The sequence below is a fragment of the Pseudodesulfovibrio piezophilus C1TLV30 genome (genome assembly GCF_000341895.1).
Taxonomy (GTDB): Bacteria; Desulfobacterota; Desulfovibrionia; order Desulfovibrionales; family Desulfovibrionaceae; genus Pseudodesulfovibrio; species Pseudodesulfovibrio piezophilus.
Window position 1 is genome coordinate 2,528,695 of sequence record NC_020409.1, and the last position, 16,491, is coordinate 2,545,185.

Here is a 16,491-nt window from a genome sequence, read left to right on the forward strand (position 1 = left end):
CGACTTCCCTTTTCCATGCTTTGAGGAAGGTCGTTTATTTGTTTGGATTAATTGCCGTTAATGACTGAGACTGCGCCGCCTGTATTGGTGGCGACCAGCAGATTGATGGCATCAGCCTGGGAAGGGCCGGTGCAGGCGATAATGATGTCGCCTGTGTCCAGGTTGTAATCTTCCACCGCCTGATTGAAGTAGTCTTCGGCTGAGATCGTGGTGACCGCATCTTCGGTGCGGTAAAGGAAGAGCTGCTGGCCGGGCACTCCGCCCATCAAGCGCATATCCTCACTGATATATCCTGCCATGATTGTTTCCTCGTATAAGGGCGGAGGGGATTCTGTCCCCTCCGGTTACAGGGTTAGATGATGATGGCGTCATCATCGCATTTGATTTCAATGATTCCCTCCGGGTCGATGAGGCAGGAACCAGCGGAGAGCATGTGATCGACAAGGTGGGCGGCTTTTTCCGGCACCCAGTCCACAAAGGCCTTGATTTCCTGACCTTCAGCCAGCCCCATGGCGTTGCGATGATAGATGAAGCAACTGCGGCTTCCCGCATCCATGGGCAGACCGGTGTGGAACATCCAGGTGATGCCGAGCCACGTACGGGACTCGGTTCCGTTCAGCCAGGGGTATTGTTCTCCGGCAAAGTCACTGGATTTGAACTCTTCGACATTGAGCAGTTCATTCCACTGGTGCGGGCCGACCACGGCAAACCGGTGCCCGTCGTCAGCGACGTCGTTGGCGTTGAGTGTGCCGAAGGCCTGAAGGATCTTGTCTTTGGTCAAGCCGGTTTCGGCTTCGGCCACGATGTTTGCCGCACCGGACATTCTGGTGATGAGCAGTTCATCGATCTTGCGCCCCAGAGCCCAAGCACCTGCTTCGGCTGCGACCTTTTTTTCGTCCTGCTTTTCCTTAAGCTCGTCGAGCTTGTCCACGTACTCGGCTGCATACCAATCGGACAGGGTGCAGGAGACGGTGGAGTGGTTGAGGTTCATCAGCGGAACATTGCCGTGGCGGCTTTTTTTTCCTGCCGCTCCCTTGCCGACCTTCTGGAAGACGCACTTGGAGCCTTCCACACCGGTCTGAAGGCGCACGGTGTTGCGAAGCTTGGAGCCTCGTTGCTGATAGGACTGATGCACCATTTCGGTGTATTCAGAGACAAATGAGTTGGCGATGGTTGTCGACATTGCTGTCTTTCTCCTCTTGACGTTTCAGGTTTTCTGAGCGGGTGTCCGAAAACGTCTCCATCGAGTGGATATCCAGCTTGCGAAGGAAACCGTTTCAGTTCGCAAGGCCGGGCCGTCGAGTGGATTTCCGGGCCGGATGAGAGGAGCCTACCCCCTGTTTTTGTGGCAAGATGTCATGGGGTGAGAACAGGATGAGAACGGGTGAAAAAAGTACAGGAAAAGGTGTTGACGTTGTTTGTGGGGAAGACGGCCTCAAGATTTGTTAAAGTAGGGGAAGGGAGGTTTCTCGGCATGGGAGAAGCGTGCTATGGTCATGACAAGGAGGAATGTCATGAAGCTGATGTCTGCCATATGTCTTGGAGTTTTGTTGCTGCCCACTCCCGGCTTGTGCGGGACAGATGAGTATTCCGATGTCAGGGAAAGCTATGAGAGCAGCGCCACCAGTGCCATGCAAAGTCAGGTGCTCAGGGAATATTTCAATAAATCGAATGGAAAAGTTGATGAGGCGACAGTCAGGAAGAAGCGCCAGGGGGCAGAGGAGCTGCACCGGAAAACCTTTGGTGACGGTCAGAATGCGGAAGTCTGGGGAACGAGGTCCTCCGAATAGTGTCGGGGGCAGGACCCTCGCGACTATATGACTTCAAAAAAGGATCTGATTTCCTCCATGTCGTGGGTTATGCCCAGAACACACATGAGGCGGATGCGCGCTTTCGGGCCGCCCAAACGGCCACAGAGAATAACTCCGCGATCTTCCAGATCCGCTCCTCCACCGGGGTAGCCGTAGATAGGCCAAACACCACCTTCGATACAGCGGGTCGCCAAGACGACCGGAATGTTCTCCTGCATGCACTCCTCCAGTGCCGGGACAAGATCAGGGGGGACGTTCCCGGCACCAAATCCTTCAATGACAATCCCTTTGTTCTCAGATGCTTTTACGTGGTCGATAAGTGATCGATCCATGCCCGTATATGCCGTGATGAGCGCAACATTCGGTTCAATGGAATCGGGACTGATGTGGTGCCGGGTGGCATGATGCAGCGGACATCCGGCGAGGATTACCGATTCTCCGGCTACATAGCCGACCACTCCCGCCTCGCGTGACTCAAAGGCATCGACATTCAAGGAGTTGACCTTGACTGCTTCCCGTGCCGTGAAAAGTCGGTCGGTCATCAAAATACAGGCTCCGGTTCCGGTGGGAATGGGGAGCAGGCACGCTCTGACGGCGTTGATAAGATTGCGGACACCATCATAGCCGGATTCGGAGTAATACCGCATGCTGCCGGTCAGGATGACGGGTTTGTCGGAGTTGATGACCAGGTCGCACATGTATGCGGATTCGGCCAGGACGTCGGTCCCGTGGAGAATGACCGCGCCAAGCACCGTATCCCGGCCCAGAGCGGAATCCACTTCTTTGGCCAGTCGAAACATGTCCGAGGGCGTCATGTGCGGGCTCGGTTTGTCTGACCATGCGACCGGGGTAAGACGAATCCCTTCTTCTTGAGGAGCCAACTGGTTGAGCAGTTTTTCAAAGTTGCCACCAGGAGCCACGCCATGAATCCCTTCGGATGGGGACATTCCAATGGTTCCGCCAGTGAAAAAGACGACGATCTCGGATTGGGTGCTTTGATATGCCATGATAAGCCAGAAGTTTTATGTTGTTTCTTTGGACCGTGTTATCGATTTTGTGTGGCAGGCCCGGCCGGAAAGGGCAAGAGGAAAGTGCTTTCCCTCTGTTATTTCCTTTCTTCAATGGATTGGAGAGCGCTCCTGAATCGATTTTCCGGGGCCGCTCCAATAATCGGAGGCAGGTCTTCAATGAAAAAAGTTGGCACCGCTGTGATGCCACGCTTGCGGGCCTCCATGGTTCCCTGGGCCACTCGGTTGGAGTGGATGCCGGTATTCAGCGCCTTTTCCAGTTCCTGCGGATCAAGCCCGATCTGCTTCGCGATACCTTGAAGTACCCGTCTGTCTCCGATGTCGTGTGTCTCAGAAAAATATGCTTTGAAAACAGCGTGATGGAATGCGTCATAATGCCCGTTCTCTCGCGCATATTCTGCTGCTTCCAGCGAAGAATGAGAGTTGCTTAACCATGTGAGAGCACCGAATTTCAGGTCATATGGGAGGACTCGTCTCCGGCACTCCGCGAGCATGTGGTCCACATCGAACTGGCTGAAAAGCTCATTCATGGCACGTCCCTGTGGAGGTGTCTCAGGATGAATCTCATGGGGGACCCAGATGTCTTTGATATCGAAATCCTTTTTGAGTGTGTCGACAATTCCCGTGCCGACATAGCAGAAGGGTCAGATGAAGTCGGAAAAAATGGTGATGGTGATTGCCATGTTCACTCCCTGTTTGATCTGACAAGATCATAACAGGAGTCAGCAGGAAATGGCATTGCAAAAAAACAGTATTTTCGGCCTGAAGATGCTTCAGGAAGTCGGGCCTGCAGCGAGAAGCAATGCTTCGTGTACCGCTTGAAGCCGGGCAGAATCGGTCAGTTTGCCCCCCTCGGTATCACGGATATGGAAGATGTCCGCAGCACGTCCCTTGATGGTGGTTATCTTGGCCAGATGGATCGAAAGGGACAGGTTGGCAAGGGTACGGGCCATATCGAAGAGGAATCCTGTCCGGTCCGTGGCAGCCACTTCGATAACGGTATAAAAATCGCTTGCCGAATTGTCTATGGTGACGATGGGGCGAAGTCTGGGACCGGGGCGTTTCATTGTCAGTGGGGAATTTCGCCGGTCTTCCAATCTGGATTCGATGTCCAATTTCCCCACCCTTGCATACCCTATGGACCGTTTGACCCGTGCCCACACTTCATGGGGAAAGAGATTTTCCGGTGGTTCGCCGACAGTGAAAACATCCACGGCAGTGCCGTCTTTCCAGGTAAAAATATCCGCTGCCAGGATATTGAGACCGTGCAGAGCCAGTGCTCCGGCGATAGTTGCGAAGAGACCGGGACTGTCCAGGGCGGCAATGGTCAGAGTGTATGTCCCGTCAGCCTTGCCGAGAGCAGCCTCGATGATGCTGACTCCTTTGCCAGCGATCTTGGAAGGTTTACGAATACGGTCTTCAGCCACGGCATCCCGAAGTTTGAGAACCTGTTGCATCTGCTTCATCAGGGTCTCGGTGTTCAGTGCCAGAAAAGCGCGCGGAGGCATGGCTTCTATCGCATTTCGGACAAAATCGCCATCCATGTCGGCCACGGCTGTGATGATGGCATTTTTTGCAGAGACGAGTCGCCGGGCTTCCCTGGGATGGGAGAGAGGTCCATGCTCCAGCAGGTTTCGAACTTTGTAATAAAGTTCTGAAAGCAGCGATTGGGTCCAGCTGTTCCAGGCTCGTGGGCCGGTGGCCATGGAATCGGCAACGGACAGAAGGTGAAGCATCTTAAGTCTGTTCCGGGTGCCTATGATTCCGGCCACATCCGAAATCACTCGCTCATCGCTGAGGTCTCGTCGAGTTGCTGTTTTGGGAAGCAGAAGATGGTGTTCAACAAGGAAAACCACATCGTCGATGATTGTGGGGTGTTGTTCATACCGGGTCAGTACCTCGCGGGCAATGGAGGCTCCAGCCAGTGAATGGCTGGACTCGCCCTTGCCGAGATCATGGAAAAACCCGGCGAGTATCAGTGTCTCGGGCCTTTCAATTGTCGCGGCCATGGCTCCGGTCCAGTCCGAGGTGTCGTTGTTGAACGATGCCAGTCGGGCTATGGTCGCCAGGGTGTGCCGCCCCACGGGATGAACATGATAATCGTTGAACTGGATGAGGTGTTCCACATCGCCGAATTCCGGGAAAATGGCAGGAAGCAGGCGGGTTTCCAGCAGTCCGTCACAGGCCGGTCCCGCGTGGGGGGCCATGAAAAGTTGTATTAGTGTGGAGAGTGTTGTTTTTCGGTCGATGAGCTTTTGGGCAAACCTGCCTGGGGTCTGTCGGATCAGGCGTCTGGCCCCCCATGTGAGAGGCAGCCCGGAGCGGGCGGATTCGAGGAAGGCGTTCAGAATATTCTCCGGGGTGGCTGCGGAGTGATTCTTGAAATAGATGCCTTGTGGCCCTACCCCGAGGTTGCTGGCAAGTAATGTGGGCGGGTTGGAAAGAGGCAGGGGGAATCCTTCCTGAAAAATGGCCTGCCGCATGGCTTTGATGCGGGTCATGGCCTGATGCAGTCGGGAGAGGAAAAATTCAACGCTTCGTCCTTTGGCTTCAGGGGAATCATCCTGTGCCGTAAATCCCATGAGGCGGGCGGTTGGAGGTTGAAGATCAAAAAAGAGTTGGTCGTTCTTCCGTCCGGCAGCCAGATGGAGAGCGGTACGAACTCGGTTGAGAAAGGCCTGGTCTTCACGCATGCGGGCCAGTTCTTCAGGGAGAAAAACCGGCTTGGCTCCCATGACAGCCATGAATCTGGTAAGCCAATGAACTTGTTGGCCGTCTCGCAGCCCCCCTAATCCGTTTTTCAATTCCGGTTCCAACATCCCGGTAGCATCGCCGTACTGATGGGCGCGGGTCTGGTTGTGCTCGGCAAGGTTTCTGGCAAAATCAGTCCCTTTTCTATTCAGGACTTTTTTGTCAAAAGCAGTGCCGAATGCTTGGAAAACCTCGGCGTCTCCAGCCAGTGGGCGAGCATCGAGCAAGGAGGCCAGAACTTGAAAATCCTTCCTTGCCAGTGACGTGCAGTCGGCAACAGTACGAACGCCGTACCCAAGGTCCAGATTCAGATCCCAGAGCGGGAAAAGAAGCGTTTTGACAAAGGCTTCGGCGGCCTGTGGAATGCGCCGCTTGAAGAGAAGCAGCACATCGATATCCGAACCGGGGCATAATCTGCCTCGACCATATCCGCCCACAGCGATGAGGGTGAAGGTGAAGCGCTGAGGACCGGCTTCGAGAATGCGTTCTTCGAAATAGCGATCCACCATATGGGTATATTCCCAGGCAAAACCGCCAACACTTCCATTCCTTGCGCGTTCCCACAGGGAATGCCTGGCTGCTTTGAGTCGTTTGGCTGATTCTGGCAGGTGGCTGTCTGGTTGCATGGCTGTTCCCCAAAGCGAGAGTGAAGTGGTGTTGAGATCAGCAAGAGAATCGCCGGGGCATGGTTGGGGACCCCGGCGATCCTGCCGCCCCCTGCAAAAGGGAATGGCAACCGTGAACACGGTCAAGGGGGTTGGTCGAAACACGAGTTTGGGACTCTCAAACCGTCACAAGGCTTCGATCCGTCCGGACAGGGGGGCCTGTCCGGACGGGTGATGTGTTAGATAGCTTCTTCGCCGGTTTCTCCTGTACGGATACGGACGACTTCATCCACCGGGGAAACAAATATTTTGCCGTCACCCACCTGCCCGGTTTGGGCAGCTTTGGTCGCGGCTTCCACGACCTGGGGGGCAAATTCGTCTTCAACGACAACTTCAATTTTGATCTTGGGGACAAAATCCACTTGATATTCTGCTCCCCGGTAGACTTCTTTATGACCACCTTGGCGGCCGAATCCTTTGACTTCATTGACAGTCATCCCCTTGACGCCAATGGCGGAAAGGGTGGTTTTGATCTCGTTGAGTTTGAATGTCCGGGTAATGATTTCAATCTTTTTCATGGGTGTCTCCTTGGGAATCTCCGGTTTTCAATGACCTGTTTCATGTCGTGGCAAGAGGCCATGTTACCATTGATAGCCTGTTTCGCTGTGTTCGGCGATGTCCATGCCCCTGTCCTGCTCCTCATCCGTGGCCCTGAGGCCGATGGTCGCATCCACGACCTTGAAGATAATGAAGGTCATGACAAAACAAAAGGCCCATGTCGCGATAACAGAGACAAATTGTATCCAGAGTTGTTCGGCATTTCCGGCGATGACTCCCTTGGCTCCGACAGTGGCGAAGACTCCTGTAGCCAAGGCTCCATATGTCCCGCCCAGTCCATGAATACCGACGACATCAAGGGCGTCGTCGTAGCCGAACCTGTTTTTGATCATAATCCCGCCGTAGCAGATGACGCCTGCGCCAAGACCGATGACGATGGCCCACATGGGGGTGACGAAACCAGCGGCCGGGGTAATGGCGACCAATCCGGCTACGGCACCGGATGCGGCACCCAGGGTTGTGGCTTTCCCGCCATGCAGCCATTCCGCTGCGATCCATGACAGGGCAGCGGCTGCGGTTGCCATGTGGGTTGTGACAAAGGCATTGGCAGCGGCACCGTCAGCGGCCAGAGCCGAGCCTGCGTTGAAACCGAACCAGCCAAACCAGAGGATCCCTGCGCCGAGAATCGTCATGGGGAGGTTGTGCGGAATGAATGGCGTGGAGCCGTGTCCCTTGCGTTTGCCTATGAGAATACAGCAGCAGAGGGCAGCTGCACCCGAGCTCATATGAACAACCGCGCCACCAGCGAAGTCCAGCGCACCCATTTCCCCCATCCAGCCTCCGCCCCAGACCCAATGGCACATTGGAGTATAGACCAGGAGAAGCCAAAGGGCTGAAAAGACCATGAATCCGGCAAATTTCATGCGTTCGGCAAATGCCCCCGAGATAAGCGCCGGGGTGATCACCGCAAACATGCATTGAAAGATCATGAAGGTGAGGTGAGGGAGATTTGCGGCGGGAGACCCGGCGTTGTCCATTCCCACGCCTTGCAGGAATGCGAAGTCCAAACCGCCTATGAGTCCGCCTATATCGGTTCCGAAAGAAAGTGAATATCCGCAGACGGCCCACAGGATCGAAACCAGTCCCAACATGATGAAGGACTGCATGATTGTGGCGAGGACATTCTTGGAGCGGACCAAGCCGCCATAAAAAAGAGCCAGTCCCGGGGTCATAAACATGACCAGCGCCGCACAGATGAGAATAAATGCGTTATCAACAAAATTCATTTTTCATACCTCCGGCGGCACGCATTGCAAAAGGGGGACCAACTTTCGATGACGGGATTATTGGGTTTTGTACAAAAGTGCATGAAAGTGGTTTGACAAAAGTGCAAAAAAATAAAAAAAATTACCAATATTGTTAACCCCGTTCATTACATATTTGAAAGGTGCATGGAGGGAGTGTAGACAAATTCAAAATCCTGAAATCCTCCCATTTGACCTGGAGGGGGTGACCGTCTACGGTGTTAATGGATCAATCCAGATGGAATGCGCGAAGGGGGATTTCGCCATGACACGATTCAAGAGCGCCATGATCGTTTTCATCGTCCTGTCCGGGGCGATCATTACGGCCATCAAGTTCGACTACACAGCGACCTATGTTGATGACAGGCTGCACAAGGCCCTTGCGGAGGGACGATACTCTGCGGACTGTCATTTCTCTCTTGCCTGTTTTCTCGGATTTCATGAATTCGATACGGTTTGTGTTGTGCTGCCCGGTTCGGATCTGACTTTTGAGACGCGCTTCGGCTTTGCCTACAATCCCAAGGTGGGAGGGGAGTATGCGTGGTCATTGGTCTTTACTCGGGAAGGGGGGGTGGTTGCCGAAGTTCCCATGAAGCATGGTGATATCGGTCCGCCCAGAGATTTGCATGGCATGTGCTTCGAGCGTTGGGCGGCTTTTGTGCAGATCATTGATGGTGAGAACGGTCCGAGGATGCAGTTTGTTGATATGTAGGGACGACGGCCGTTACGAGGCCAGAGTTTTGTAAAGCCTGAGGTAGTCTGTGACCATTCTCTGTGTGGTGAATCGTTTGCGTCCAGATGAAAAGGCAGTCTGTCCATAGTCGCGACACAGGGATGAGCGGGTCAGGGTTTCAACTGTGGCATCGATGAAGAGGGCCTCATTTTCAGGTGTGATGAGCCGTCCTGTCTGCCGATCCGTGACCTGTTCTGGGACGCCGCCCACCGCGTAAGCTATTACGGGCAGGGCGCGGGACATTGCTTCGAGAATGACCAGAGAGTGGTTGTCAGCCTGCGTCGGGTAGAGCAGAAGGTCTGCCGCTTCCATCAGACAATTCAGCCTGTCTCGTCCGACATACGGCCAGATGACGAGATCGCCATCCCGTTCCGCAGTTTCCCCGCCAACGGCAAAGCAGAGAGCTTCGGGCATTCGGGCTTTGATTCTACTCCACAGCGATTTCCATACCTTGCCGGATTTGTAAGCCGCAGAGGTGCCTCCGTGTGCTACGAACAGAATGACTCGGGCTGTCGGGTTGATGCCGAGTTGCCGACGGGCTGTGGATTTGCGCGGTGGCAGTTCGGGCCAGGGAATGCCGTTGGGAATGACTTTGACTGCATGGGACAGATGCTTTTTTGCTAATCTGGCAAGCCACTGAGAAGGAGAGACAAGAATCGGTTTATGGTTATCGATCAGTTTTCGTTTAGCTTCTCTGAGTTCCTCTGATTGCGGGAAATTCCTGGGGCAGGGGTTGGCACATTTCTTCTCAATAACTTGGCAGTCCAGTGGATAGGGACATCCTCCGGTAAAAAGCTCACAGTCGTGGAGAGTGATGAGTGTTTTTTGCCTGGGGGGGATGGAGCTGAGGAGCGCGGGCCAGTTCCCGGTGCAGTGCAGGTGCGCGATGGCGTTGGTCGGAAGATACCGTCCAAAATCCTCGGGCAGAATAGCGGCTGCTTCCGGCCCTTCTCCCAGTTCAAAGCTGAAGTTGGTTTGAACCAAGCGAGTTTCTAATGCTTCAATGAGCAGGCGGGCAACACGAGTAGCCCCGCCGGAAGTCTCCAGGCCGGTATGGTGATAGATGGCGTGTATCCCCTTGTGCCCTGTGCTTTGGGAACTTTCGGTTGAGCGGGTGGAGATGTGATGCGGAATCGGCGTTTCCGGCATGATTCAGGAATTACCTTTCTTCAGGTCAAGGACCATGTTCACGAGATCTTCATCATGCTGGTCCGGAGTAATTACAAAGCCGAATTTTTTGGATAATCCCTGCATGGCCTTGTTCTCTATCATGGTCTGGCCGATCAGTTCGCTTGTTCCTCTCTGGCGAGTGTAGCATATCCCCTTGTTGAAAAGGATCGAACCTAGCCCGCTGCCCTGCTGGTCAGAGCGAACGACTATGGCGAATTCTGCTTCGGTATTGTCCGGTTTGGTGTTGGTCCGCATGACGCCAAGGGTTTCCGGCATTCCTCTCTCATCGTGGGCCGTCGCGATAAAGGCCATCTCCCTGTCATAATCAATTTGGGTAAAGCGGGCGATGTCCTTGTGATCGAAATTTCGTTGGACCACGCCGAAAAAGCGAAGACGCAGGTCGTCGTCCGACAGATTCGCCAGAAAGGCGCGGTGCGTCTCTTCATCCTCGGGGCGAATTGGGCGGAGTGTCACGGTCCGGCCTGTCTTAAGGGTCACGGTCTCTTCCAGTTCCCGTGGGTAGGGGCGGATGGCAAGCCGTTTTTCTCCCTCGTCCAAGTATGGGGCAACCCGAATTTTTCCGCCCAGGGCGAGGACTCCCTCGCTGTCCGCATAGAGAGGATTGATATCAATGGATATGATTTGGGGGACGTCGATGAGCAGCTGCGAGATCTGGATAATGGTCAGGCAGATATCATCGATATCCGTGGGTAACTGCGGTGGTGATCCCTTGAGCAGAGATGCTATGCGCGTACGTCCGACCAGTTCTCTGGCGAGGCTCATGGACAAAGGAGGGAGAGTCAGGGCGGTATCCTGAATCATTTCCCGCGCCATGCCGCCATGGCCGAACGCGAGAACCGGGCCGAAGACCGGGTCCACGGAGGCGGAAATAAATAATTCGTGAGCACCGGGGCGGCGGCCCATCTTCTGGACCGTGAATCCTTCTATATAGGCATCAGGGCGCTCCCGAGTGCACCGGGCGAGGATGGAGGCAGCTCCCTCCCAGACACGCTCGGGCGTTTCCAGGTCGAGCAATACGCCGCCCACATCATAGGCCTGGGGGATTTGCGGGCTTCGCAGTTTCAGGGCCACGGGATACCCCAGTTCGTCAGCGGCGATCACCGCATCCTTGGCAGAAACGGCAATGCGGGTATCCACCACCGGGACCCCATACGCGGCCAGTATGTCCTTGACCTCCGGCTCATTGAGTTTTTCCCGGTCCTGCTGCAAAGCCTGTGCAACCGTGGCCCGTGCGGTTTCTGTATCAGGAAAAAAATCTGAGGGCAGCGAGTCCGGTGTCTCGATGAGCATTTCCTGGTTGCGCAGGTATTCTGCCATATAGAGGAATGCCCGGACCGCATGGGTTGGTGTGTCGTAGGTCGGCACGGCAGCCTTGCGGAAGACTTCGCGGGATTCTTCGGCTGCCCCGCTTCCAAGCCATGCCGTCAGGACCATGCGTTTGACGCGTTTCAGGGAGTCGCGCAAGGCTCTGGCTACTTCCATGTCGGGTTGGGCGGTCCAGGGGACATGCATGACGAGGATTCCATTCGAATTCTTGTCCTTGATCAGCAGCTTCAGGACGGCTGAATACATTGTGCCGTCGGCGTCAAAGGGAATATCCACGGGATTGGCTCTGGACCAGTTCTTTTCACCCAGAACCTCGTCAATGGCCGCGATGGTCTCTTCTCCCAGTTCAGCCAGTTCTCCACCTCCATCAAGTAATCTGTCTGCTGCCATGATCCCGGCGCTGGTGCCATTTGTGAGAATGGCCAGTTTATTGCCATAGACATGCTTGGGCGTTCCAAGGGTTTGGGCCGCATCGAAAAGACCGTCGATATTCTCCACTCGCAACATACCCGCCCGCCGGAAAGCCACATCGTAGACCGCATCAACCAACCGGTGATCACCGGTTTCCCGGAGTTTGAGATCCCCCAGAACCGTATCCAGCGCTTTGCCGGGGCGGATGACCAGGACTGGTTTGTTTCGCGAAGCGGCGCGGGCAGCAGACATGAATTCACGGGCATCCTTGATGGATTCGACATAGAGCATAATGGATCGCGTGAATGGATCGGAGCCGAGGTAGTCGAGGATATCTGCGAAAGAGACGTCAATACGGCTTCCCAGGGCGATCATGTGGGAAAACCCGACTCCTTTGGCTTTGGCCCAGTCCAGAACTGTGGCGAAAAGGGAGTCTGACTGGGAAATGAAAGCGACTTTTCCCGGCGCAGCGTCCGAGTGAGCCAGGGAGGCGTTGAGGTGCAGGGATGGAATCATGAAGCCCAGCGATTTCGGCCCGATGAGTCGGATTTCCGGAGGCTTGGCAATGCCGAGAATGGTTGATTTGATATCCAGTCGTTCCTCGTGTGTCATGGAGGCGAAGCCTGATCCCATGAGAACTGCGCCCCGTGTGCCCCGTTCCTTGAGAGAGTGTATTATTTCGGGGACTTCATCCAGCGGTGAACAGACAATGGCCAGGTCAGGTGTTTTGGGCAGATGTTTGACTGAAGTATGTGTCAGGACTCCGGCGATGGCTTCGGCGGTGTTGGAAACGGGCATGACCGGCCCCATGAAGCCGCCCGCCATGATATTACGCATGACAATATTGCCTGCATTGCGGGGGTCGTTGGTAGCACCGATGACTGCGACGGATTTTGGCTTGAACAAATATTCGAGATTGGTGACGCTCATGCTTGCCTCGGTAATGTTGACTGCACTGGGTATTTGCCCATGATAGCTTGTTTTATCCCTGTGATGCAACTGTGGAATCAAGTCGATCCGCGAACCTGTGGTTGTGTCTCGACTTCACCTGTGCCGCCGGGGGAGCGTACTGGAAAAACAACACTATAAAGAGCTCTAAAGTTCCCTGTGTTTTGTTCGATAAGAATGGAAAGTGTGATGTAACATGACCCCTAATGAGGAGGCATCCCATGGTTTTTGAATCAAGCTTGAGTCAAACGGCGACGCAGTTTTCAGATTCTCTGAGTGTCAAACCCGTTGCCACGGTGGAACAGACGACTGAAGAGATCAGTCAGGAAGCCAAAACCCCGGAACAGGAACAAAGTGGCGACACGGTTTCCATTTCCGAGGAAGCGCGCGCTTTGGTTGCGGCGGAAAAGTCCGGTGGAACCGAGGAAACCGAAAGCGAATCCGATGAAGAGACAGAGCAGGAACAGCTCGTCGATCGATTGGAGAAGCAGATTGAAGCACTGGAGCAGGAGCTGGAAGAGATCGATGACAGTGACCTGCCAGAAAAGCAGAAGCTTCAGCAGAAACAGGCCAAGGAAGCCCAGTTGATGGAATTGCGTGATCAACTCCTCCAGGCCCAGCAGGAAGTGTTGGAATCCGAAGGCCTGACATCAGGAGGCGGGACAAGCGCCACCGGATTCGGTAATTCCGCCAGCTCATTCTAGGTCGCCATTCTCCTGATTCGCCTTTGATACGGCAAGGCGTCATCTTCCATGTTCCGGCCCGGCCGGTCAAATTTCGTTTGAGCCGTTGCGACCAGAAGATCAAGCTCATGTATACGGGATGTACACTGTGGGCTTGATCTTTTTCTCATGTCTTTTTTCCTTTCTGCTCTGGGCACGGGGGATGCTCTTGCTTCCTCAATAAGATGAAATTCACTGCTGACTTCTTTCCTTTTTTATTTTGTTGGGCACTCCAGGGGCATTGTATGGCTTCTTTTCTCGGGCCAACCGTTCACCGGGTGATTTCTGACCGTTCACCTGAAAAAGATCTCGTCAATTCATTCTTTCCGCTAACAGAAATGACAGAGACAAGCCTCAAGGTCTGTGCCGAGCGGTCATGAGAGGGGGAGGAATATCCTCTTTGGGTTCCCTCGGCATGAGAAGGTGTTTAACGAAGTCAGGAGAAGACGATGAGCGAAGAGAAGAAAATCGAGAGTTTGCAGAAAGACGGGCAGATATTCATGCCGGATGTCGAGAAGCGTGAAGAGGCATGGGTCGGGGGCATGGATGAATACGAGGTTCTTCACAAACGCGCCCTTGAAGACCCGGAAGGGTACTGGGGGGAGCGGGCCACGGAACTGCTGACATGGTTTTCCGATTTTGATTCCGTCTTGGAAGCGGACTATGAAACTCCCGAATTCAAATGGTTCTCCGGTGGCAGGACCAATGTCTCTTACAATTGCCTGGATCGACATCTTGTTGATGGGCGTCGTAACAAGGCCGCGCTTATCTGGCAGGGTGAACCCGAAGAAGATGTGCGGGTCTACACCTATCAGATGCTTCATACCGAGGTGTGTCGTTTTGCCAATGTGCTCAAGAAAAAAGGAGTCAAGCGGGGAGATCGGGTTGCTCTTTATATGCCCATGATTCCTGAATTGACCATAGCAATGCTTGCCTGTACTCGCCTTGGAGCTGTGCATTCCATAGTTTTTGCCGGATTTTCTTCCATCGCTTTGCAGTCCCGTATAGATGACAGCGCCGCTCGCGTGTTGGTGACGTCTGATGCTGTTTTGCGTGCCGGAAAAACCATTGCGCTCAAGCCGAATGCCGATGAAGCGCTTAAGGATTGTCCCAGCGTTGAGCAATGCATCGTGGTACAGCGTGGCACCAATGATGTCTCCATGGTCGAGGGCCGCGATTCCTGGTGGCATGATGAAATCAATGCCGAGGATATCACTTCTGAATGTCCCTACGAGGAAATGGATGCCGAAGATCCATTATTCATTCTCTATACTTCCGGATCCACCGGGAAACCCAAGGGTGTGCTGCACACCACTGGCGGGTATCTGACATACGCCGCTCATACCACCCAGCATGTCTTCGACGTCAAGGATGATGATGTCTACTGGTGTACAGCCGATATCGGATGGATCACCGGGCATTCCTATATTGTCTATGGTCCCCTTGCTCTCGGGGCGACTTCCGTGATGTTCGAGGGAGTACCGAGCTATCCCAATCCTGATCGTTTCTGGCAGATTGTGGATAAGTTCAAAGTCAATATCTTCTATACCGCGCCGACTGTTATCCGTGCGCTCATGCGGGAGGGCGAGGAGTGGACCAGGAAGTACGACCTCGGTTCCCTGCGGGTGCTTGGTTCTGTGGGGGAGCCAATCAACCCGGAAGCGTGGCTCTGGTATCATAAGAATATCGGCGGAGGAAAACTGCCCATTGTCGATACCTGGTGGCAGACCGAGACCGGTGGTATCATGATTTCGGCATTGCCCTATGCCACGCCTCTCAAGCCGGGGTCGGCCACGCGTGCCCTGCCTGGAATATCGGCCAAGATCGTTCGTCGGGACGGTTCTCCGGCTGGGCCTAATGAAGGGGGGCATCTGATTATCGATAAGCCGTGGCCCGGTATGCTGCGCACTGTCTGGGGCGATCCAGAACGGTATAAGTCAACATATTTTTCTGGATTTTCAGGAGCATACGAGGCAGGAGACGGCGCTCGCTGTGATGAGGACGGCTACTTCTGGATCATGGGACGTCTTGATGATGTCATTAATGTTTCAGGGCACCGCATGGGGACGGCCGAGATCGAATCTGCTCTTGTCGCTCATGCGGATGTTACCGAAGCCGCTGTTGTGGGCATGCCTCATGAGGTCAAGGGTGAAACCATTTATGCCTATGTGACTTTGCGTTCCGGCATGGAGCCTGATGATGATCTGCTCAAGGATCTCAAGGCCTGGGTGCGCAAGGAAATCGGTCCTATCGCCACCCCTGAGTTCATCCAATTCGCGGACGGTCTGCCGAAGACACGGTCAGGAAAAATCATGCGCCGCGTGTTGCGAAAAATCGTGGAAGGTTCGGACCAGTTCGGTGACACTTCAACGTTGGCAGATCCCGGTGTTGTCACAGACCTTATTGAAGGCAACAGAGATTTGATAGGATAGTTTCCCCGCTATGAACAGATCGGGATTCAAGGGGGTTCCGGTCAGGCATGGGTAGACCATGTGTCTCTCGACAATTCAGGGCCATTCTGAAAACATGTGTTTTCGGAATGGCCTTTATTGTCCGTCTGGAATGAGTGCCGTTCGCATCAGAGTTTTTCTCTTCAGGGGGGCAGTCTCTGGTGGCAACGGGATCAGAGACTTTTTTGGAGGAATGATGAGACAAACGATTCCCAATCCGTTTGAGGATGGAGAGTGCTTTTTTTGCGGTCCATCCAACGAAGATGGTCTGAAGCTGGAGTTCTTTTATGATGCTGAGCGCGAGGAAGTCTCGTGCGACTATGTCCCGGAACGTCGGTTTCAAGGGCAGGGAACTGTTTTCCATGGTGGAATGCAGATGGGACTGCTTGATGAAGCCATGTGGTGGGCCGGGTATGCGGTCACTGGAATCATGCAGGCTGTCACCGTGGGGGCGAAGTTCCGTTTTCTGCGGCCAGTCTTCATCGGAAAGCCGGTGCGAATTTTCTGCAAGGTCAAAAAGTTTGAAGGAAATTCCATCAAACTTGCAGGATGGATAGAAAATGCTGAAGGCAGGAAATGTACTGCTGTACGGGGAGAGTTTCGGGTCATAGGGGATGACCGGTATGCACAGGTCGTCAGAGGGGAATGACTCC

General features: G+C 54.2%; 15 protein-coding genes. 6 read left to right on the forward strand and 9 right to left on the reverse strand.

Annotation, left to right across the window (positions count from 1 at the left end):
• Positions 1-47: 47 nt before the first annotated feature.
• Both BN4_RS11900 and BN4_RS11905 read right to left on the reverse strand, forming a co-directional pair.
• The gene (locus BN4_RS11900; protein ID WP_015415650.1) at positions 48-299 is read right to left on the reverse strand and encodes a hypothetical protein; all 252 of its coding nucleotides are present in this window, start codon (positions 297-299) and stop codon (positions 48-50) included.
• 53 nt (positions 300-352) lie between these two features.
• Positions 353-1,183: a phage capsid protein gene (locus BN4_RS11905; protein WP_015415651.1), complete on the reverse strand. Its 831-nt coding sequence runs from the start codon at positions 1,181-1,183 to the stop codon at positions 353-355.
• 331 nt (positions 1,184-1,514) lie between these two features.
• On the opposite strand from BN4_RS11905, the gene BN4_RS11910 reads away from it, so the two are divergent.
• Positions 1,515-1,790 carry a hypothetical protein gene (locus BN4_RS11910; RefSeq protein WP_041720331.1) on the forward strand — a complete coding sequence of 92 codons (276 nt, stop codon included), beginning with the start codon at positions 1,515-1,517 and terminating at the stop codon, positions 1,788-1,790.
• A gap of 23 nt (positions 1,791-1,813) precedes the next feature.
• On the opposite strand, the gene BN4_RS11915 is transcribed toward BN4_RS11910, so the two are convergent.
• Positions 1,814-2,818 (reverse strand): asparaginase, encoded by a 1,005-nt coding sequence (locus BN4_RS11915; RefSeq protein WP_015415653.1) that lies wholly within the window; start codon positions 2,816-2,818, stop codon positions 1,814-1,816.
• A gap of 98 nt (positions 2,819-2,916) precedes the next feature.
• Positions 2,917-3,459, reverse strand: coding sequence for a DsbA family oxidoreductase (locus BN4_RS11920; protein ID WP_083863098.1), 543 nt, complete (start codon positions 3,457-3,459; stop codon positions 2,917-2,919).
• Between BN4_RS11920 and BN4_RS17770 the strand changes: the two genes are divergently transcribed.
• Positions 3,406-3,555 carry a hypothetical protein gene (locus BN4_RS17770; protein ID WP_157871366.1) on the forward strand — a complete coding sequence of 50 codons (150 nt, stop codon included), beginning with the start codon at positions 3,406-3,408 and terminating at the stop codon, positions 3,553-3,555. The genes BN4_RS11920 and BN4_RS17770 overlap by 54 nt on opposite strands.
• A 57-nt stretch (positions 3,556-3,612) precedes the next feature.
• Here BN4_RS17770 and glnD read toward each other — a convergent pair whose 3' ends face one another.
• The 3 genes from glnD to BN4_RS11935 all read right to left on the reverse strand — a co-directional run bounded on the left by glnD (position 3,613) and on the right by BN4_RS11935 (position 8,039).
• Positions 3,613-6,360, reverse strand: coding sequence for a [protein-PII] uridylyltransferase (gene glnD, locus BN4_RS11925; RefSeq protein WP_231856534.1), 2,748 nt, complete (start codon positions 6,358-6,360; stop codon positions 3,613-3,615).
• Between the two features lie 74 nt (positions 6,361-6,434).
• Positions 6,435-6,773, reverse strand: coding sequence for a P-II family nitrogen regulator (locus tag BN4_RS11930; protein ID WP_015415656.1), 339 nt, complete (start codon positions 6,771-6,773; stop codon positions 6,435-6,437).
• Positions 6,774-6,836: 63 nt separating this feature from the next.
• Positions 6,837-8,039 carry an ammonium transporter gene (locus tag BN4_RS11935; protein ID WP_015415657.1) on the reverse strand — a complete coding sequence of 401 codons (1,203 nt, stop codon included), beginning with the start codon at positions 8,037-8,039 and terminating at the stop codon, positions 6,837-6,839.
• Positions 8,040-8,322: 283 nt separating this feature from the next.
• Here BN4_RS11935 and BN4_RS11940 point away from each other — a divergent pair, with 283 nt between their 5' ends.
• Entirely contained in the window at positions 8,323-8,769 is a 447-nt protein-coding gene (locus BN4_RS11940) for a hypothetical protein (protein ID WP_157871368.1), read from the forward strand.
• 12 nt (positions 8,770-8,781) lie between these two features.
• Here BN4_RS11940 and BN4_RS11945 read toward each other — a convergent pair whose 3' ends face one another.
• Positions 8,782-9,939 carry a glycosyltransferase gene (locus tag BN4_RS11945; protein ID WP_015415659.1) on the reverse strand — a complete coding sequence of 386 codons (1,158 nt, stop codon included), beginning with the start codon at positions 9,937-9,939 and terminating at the stop codon, positions 8,782-8,784.
• Positions 9,940-9,942: 3 nt separating this feature from the next.
• Positions 9,943-12,648, reverse strand: coding sequence for a bifunctional acetate--CoA ligase family protein/GNAT family N-acetyltransferase (locus BN4_RS11950; protein ID WP_015415660.1), 2,706 nt, complete (start codon positions 12,646-12,648; stop codon positions 9,943-9,945).
• A gap of 239 nt (positions 12,649-12,887) precedes the next feature.
• Here BN4_RS11950 and BN4_RS11955 point away from each other — a divergent pair, with 239 nt between their 5' ends.
• From BN4_RS11955 to BN4_RS11965, 3 genes are all read left to right on the forward strand, one after another.
• Complete coding sequence (locus BN4_RS11955; RefSeq protein WP_015415661.1) at positions 12,888-13,370, forward strand: FlxA-like family protein; 483 nt, start codon at positions 12,888-12,890, stop codon at positions 13,368-13,370.
• A gap of 467 nt (positions 13,371-13,837) precedes the next feature.
• Positions 13,838-15,820 (forward strand): acetate--CoA ligase, encoded by a 1,983-nt coding sequence (acs, locus tag BN4_RS11960; protein ID WP_015415662.1) that lies wholly within the window; start codon positions 13,838-13,840, stop codon positions 15,818-15,820.
• Positions 15,821-16,034: 214 nt separating this feature from the next.
• Positions 16,035-16,487, forward strand: coding sequence for a PaaI family thioesterase (locus BN4_RS11965; protein ID WP_015415663.1), 453 nt, complete (start codon positions 16,035-16,037; stop codon positions 16,485-16,487).
• The last annotated feature ends 4 nt before the right edge of the window (positions 16,488-16,491 follow it).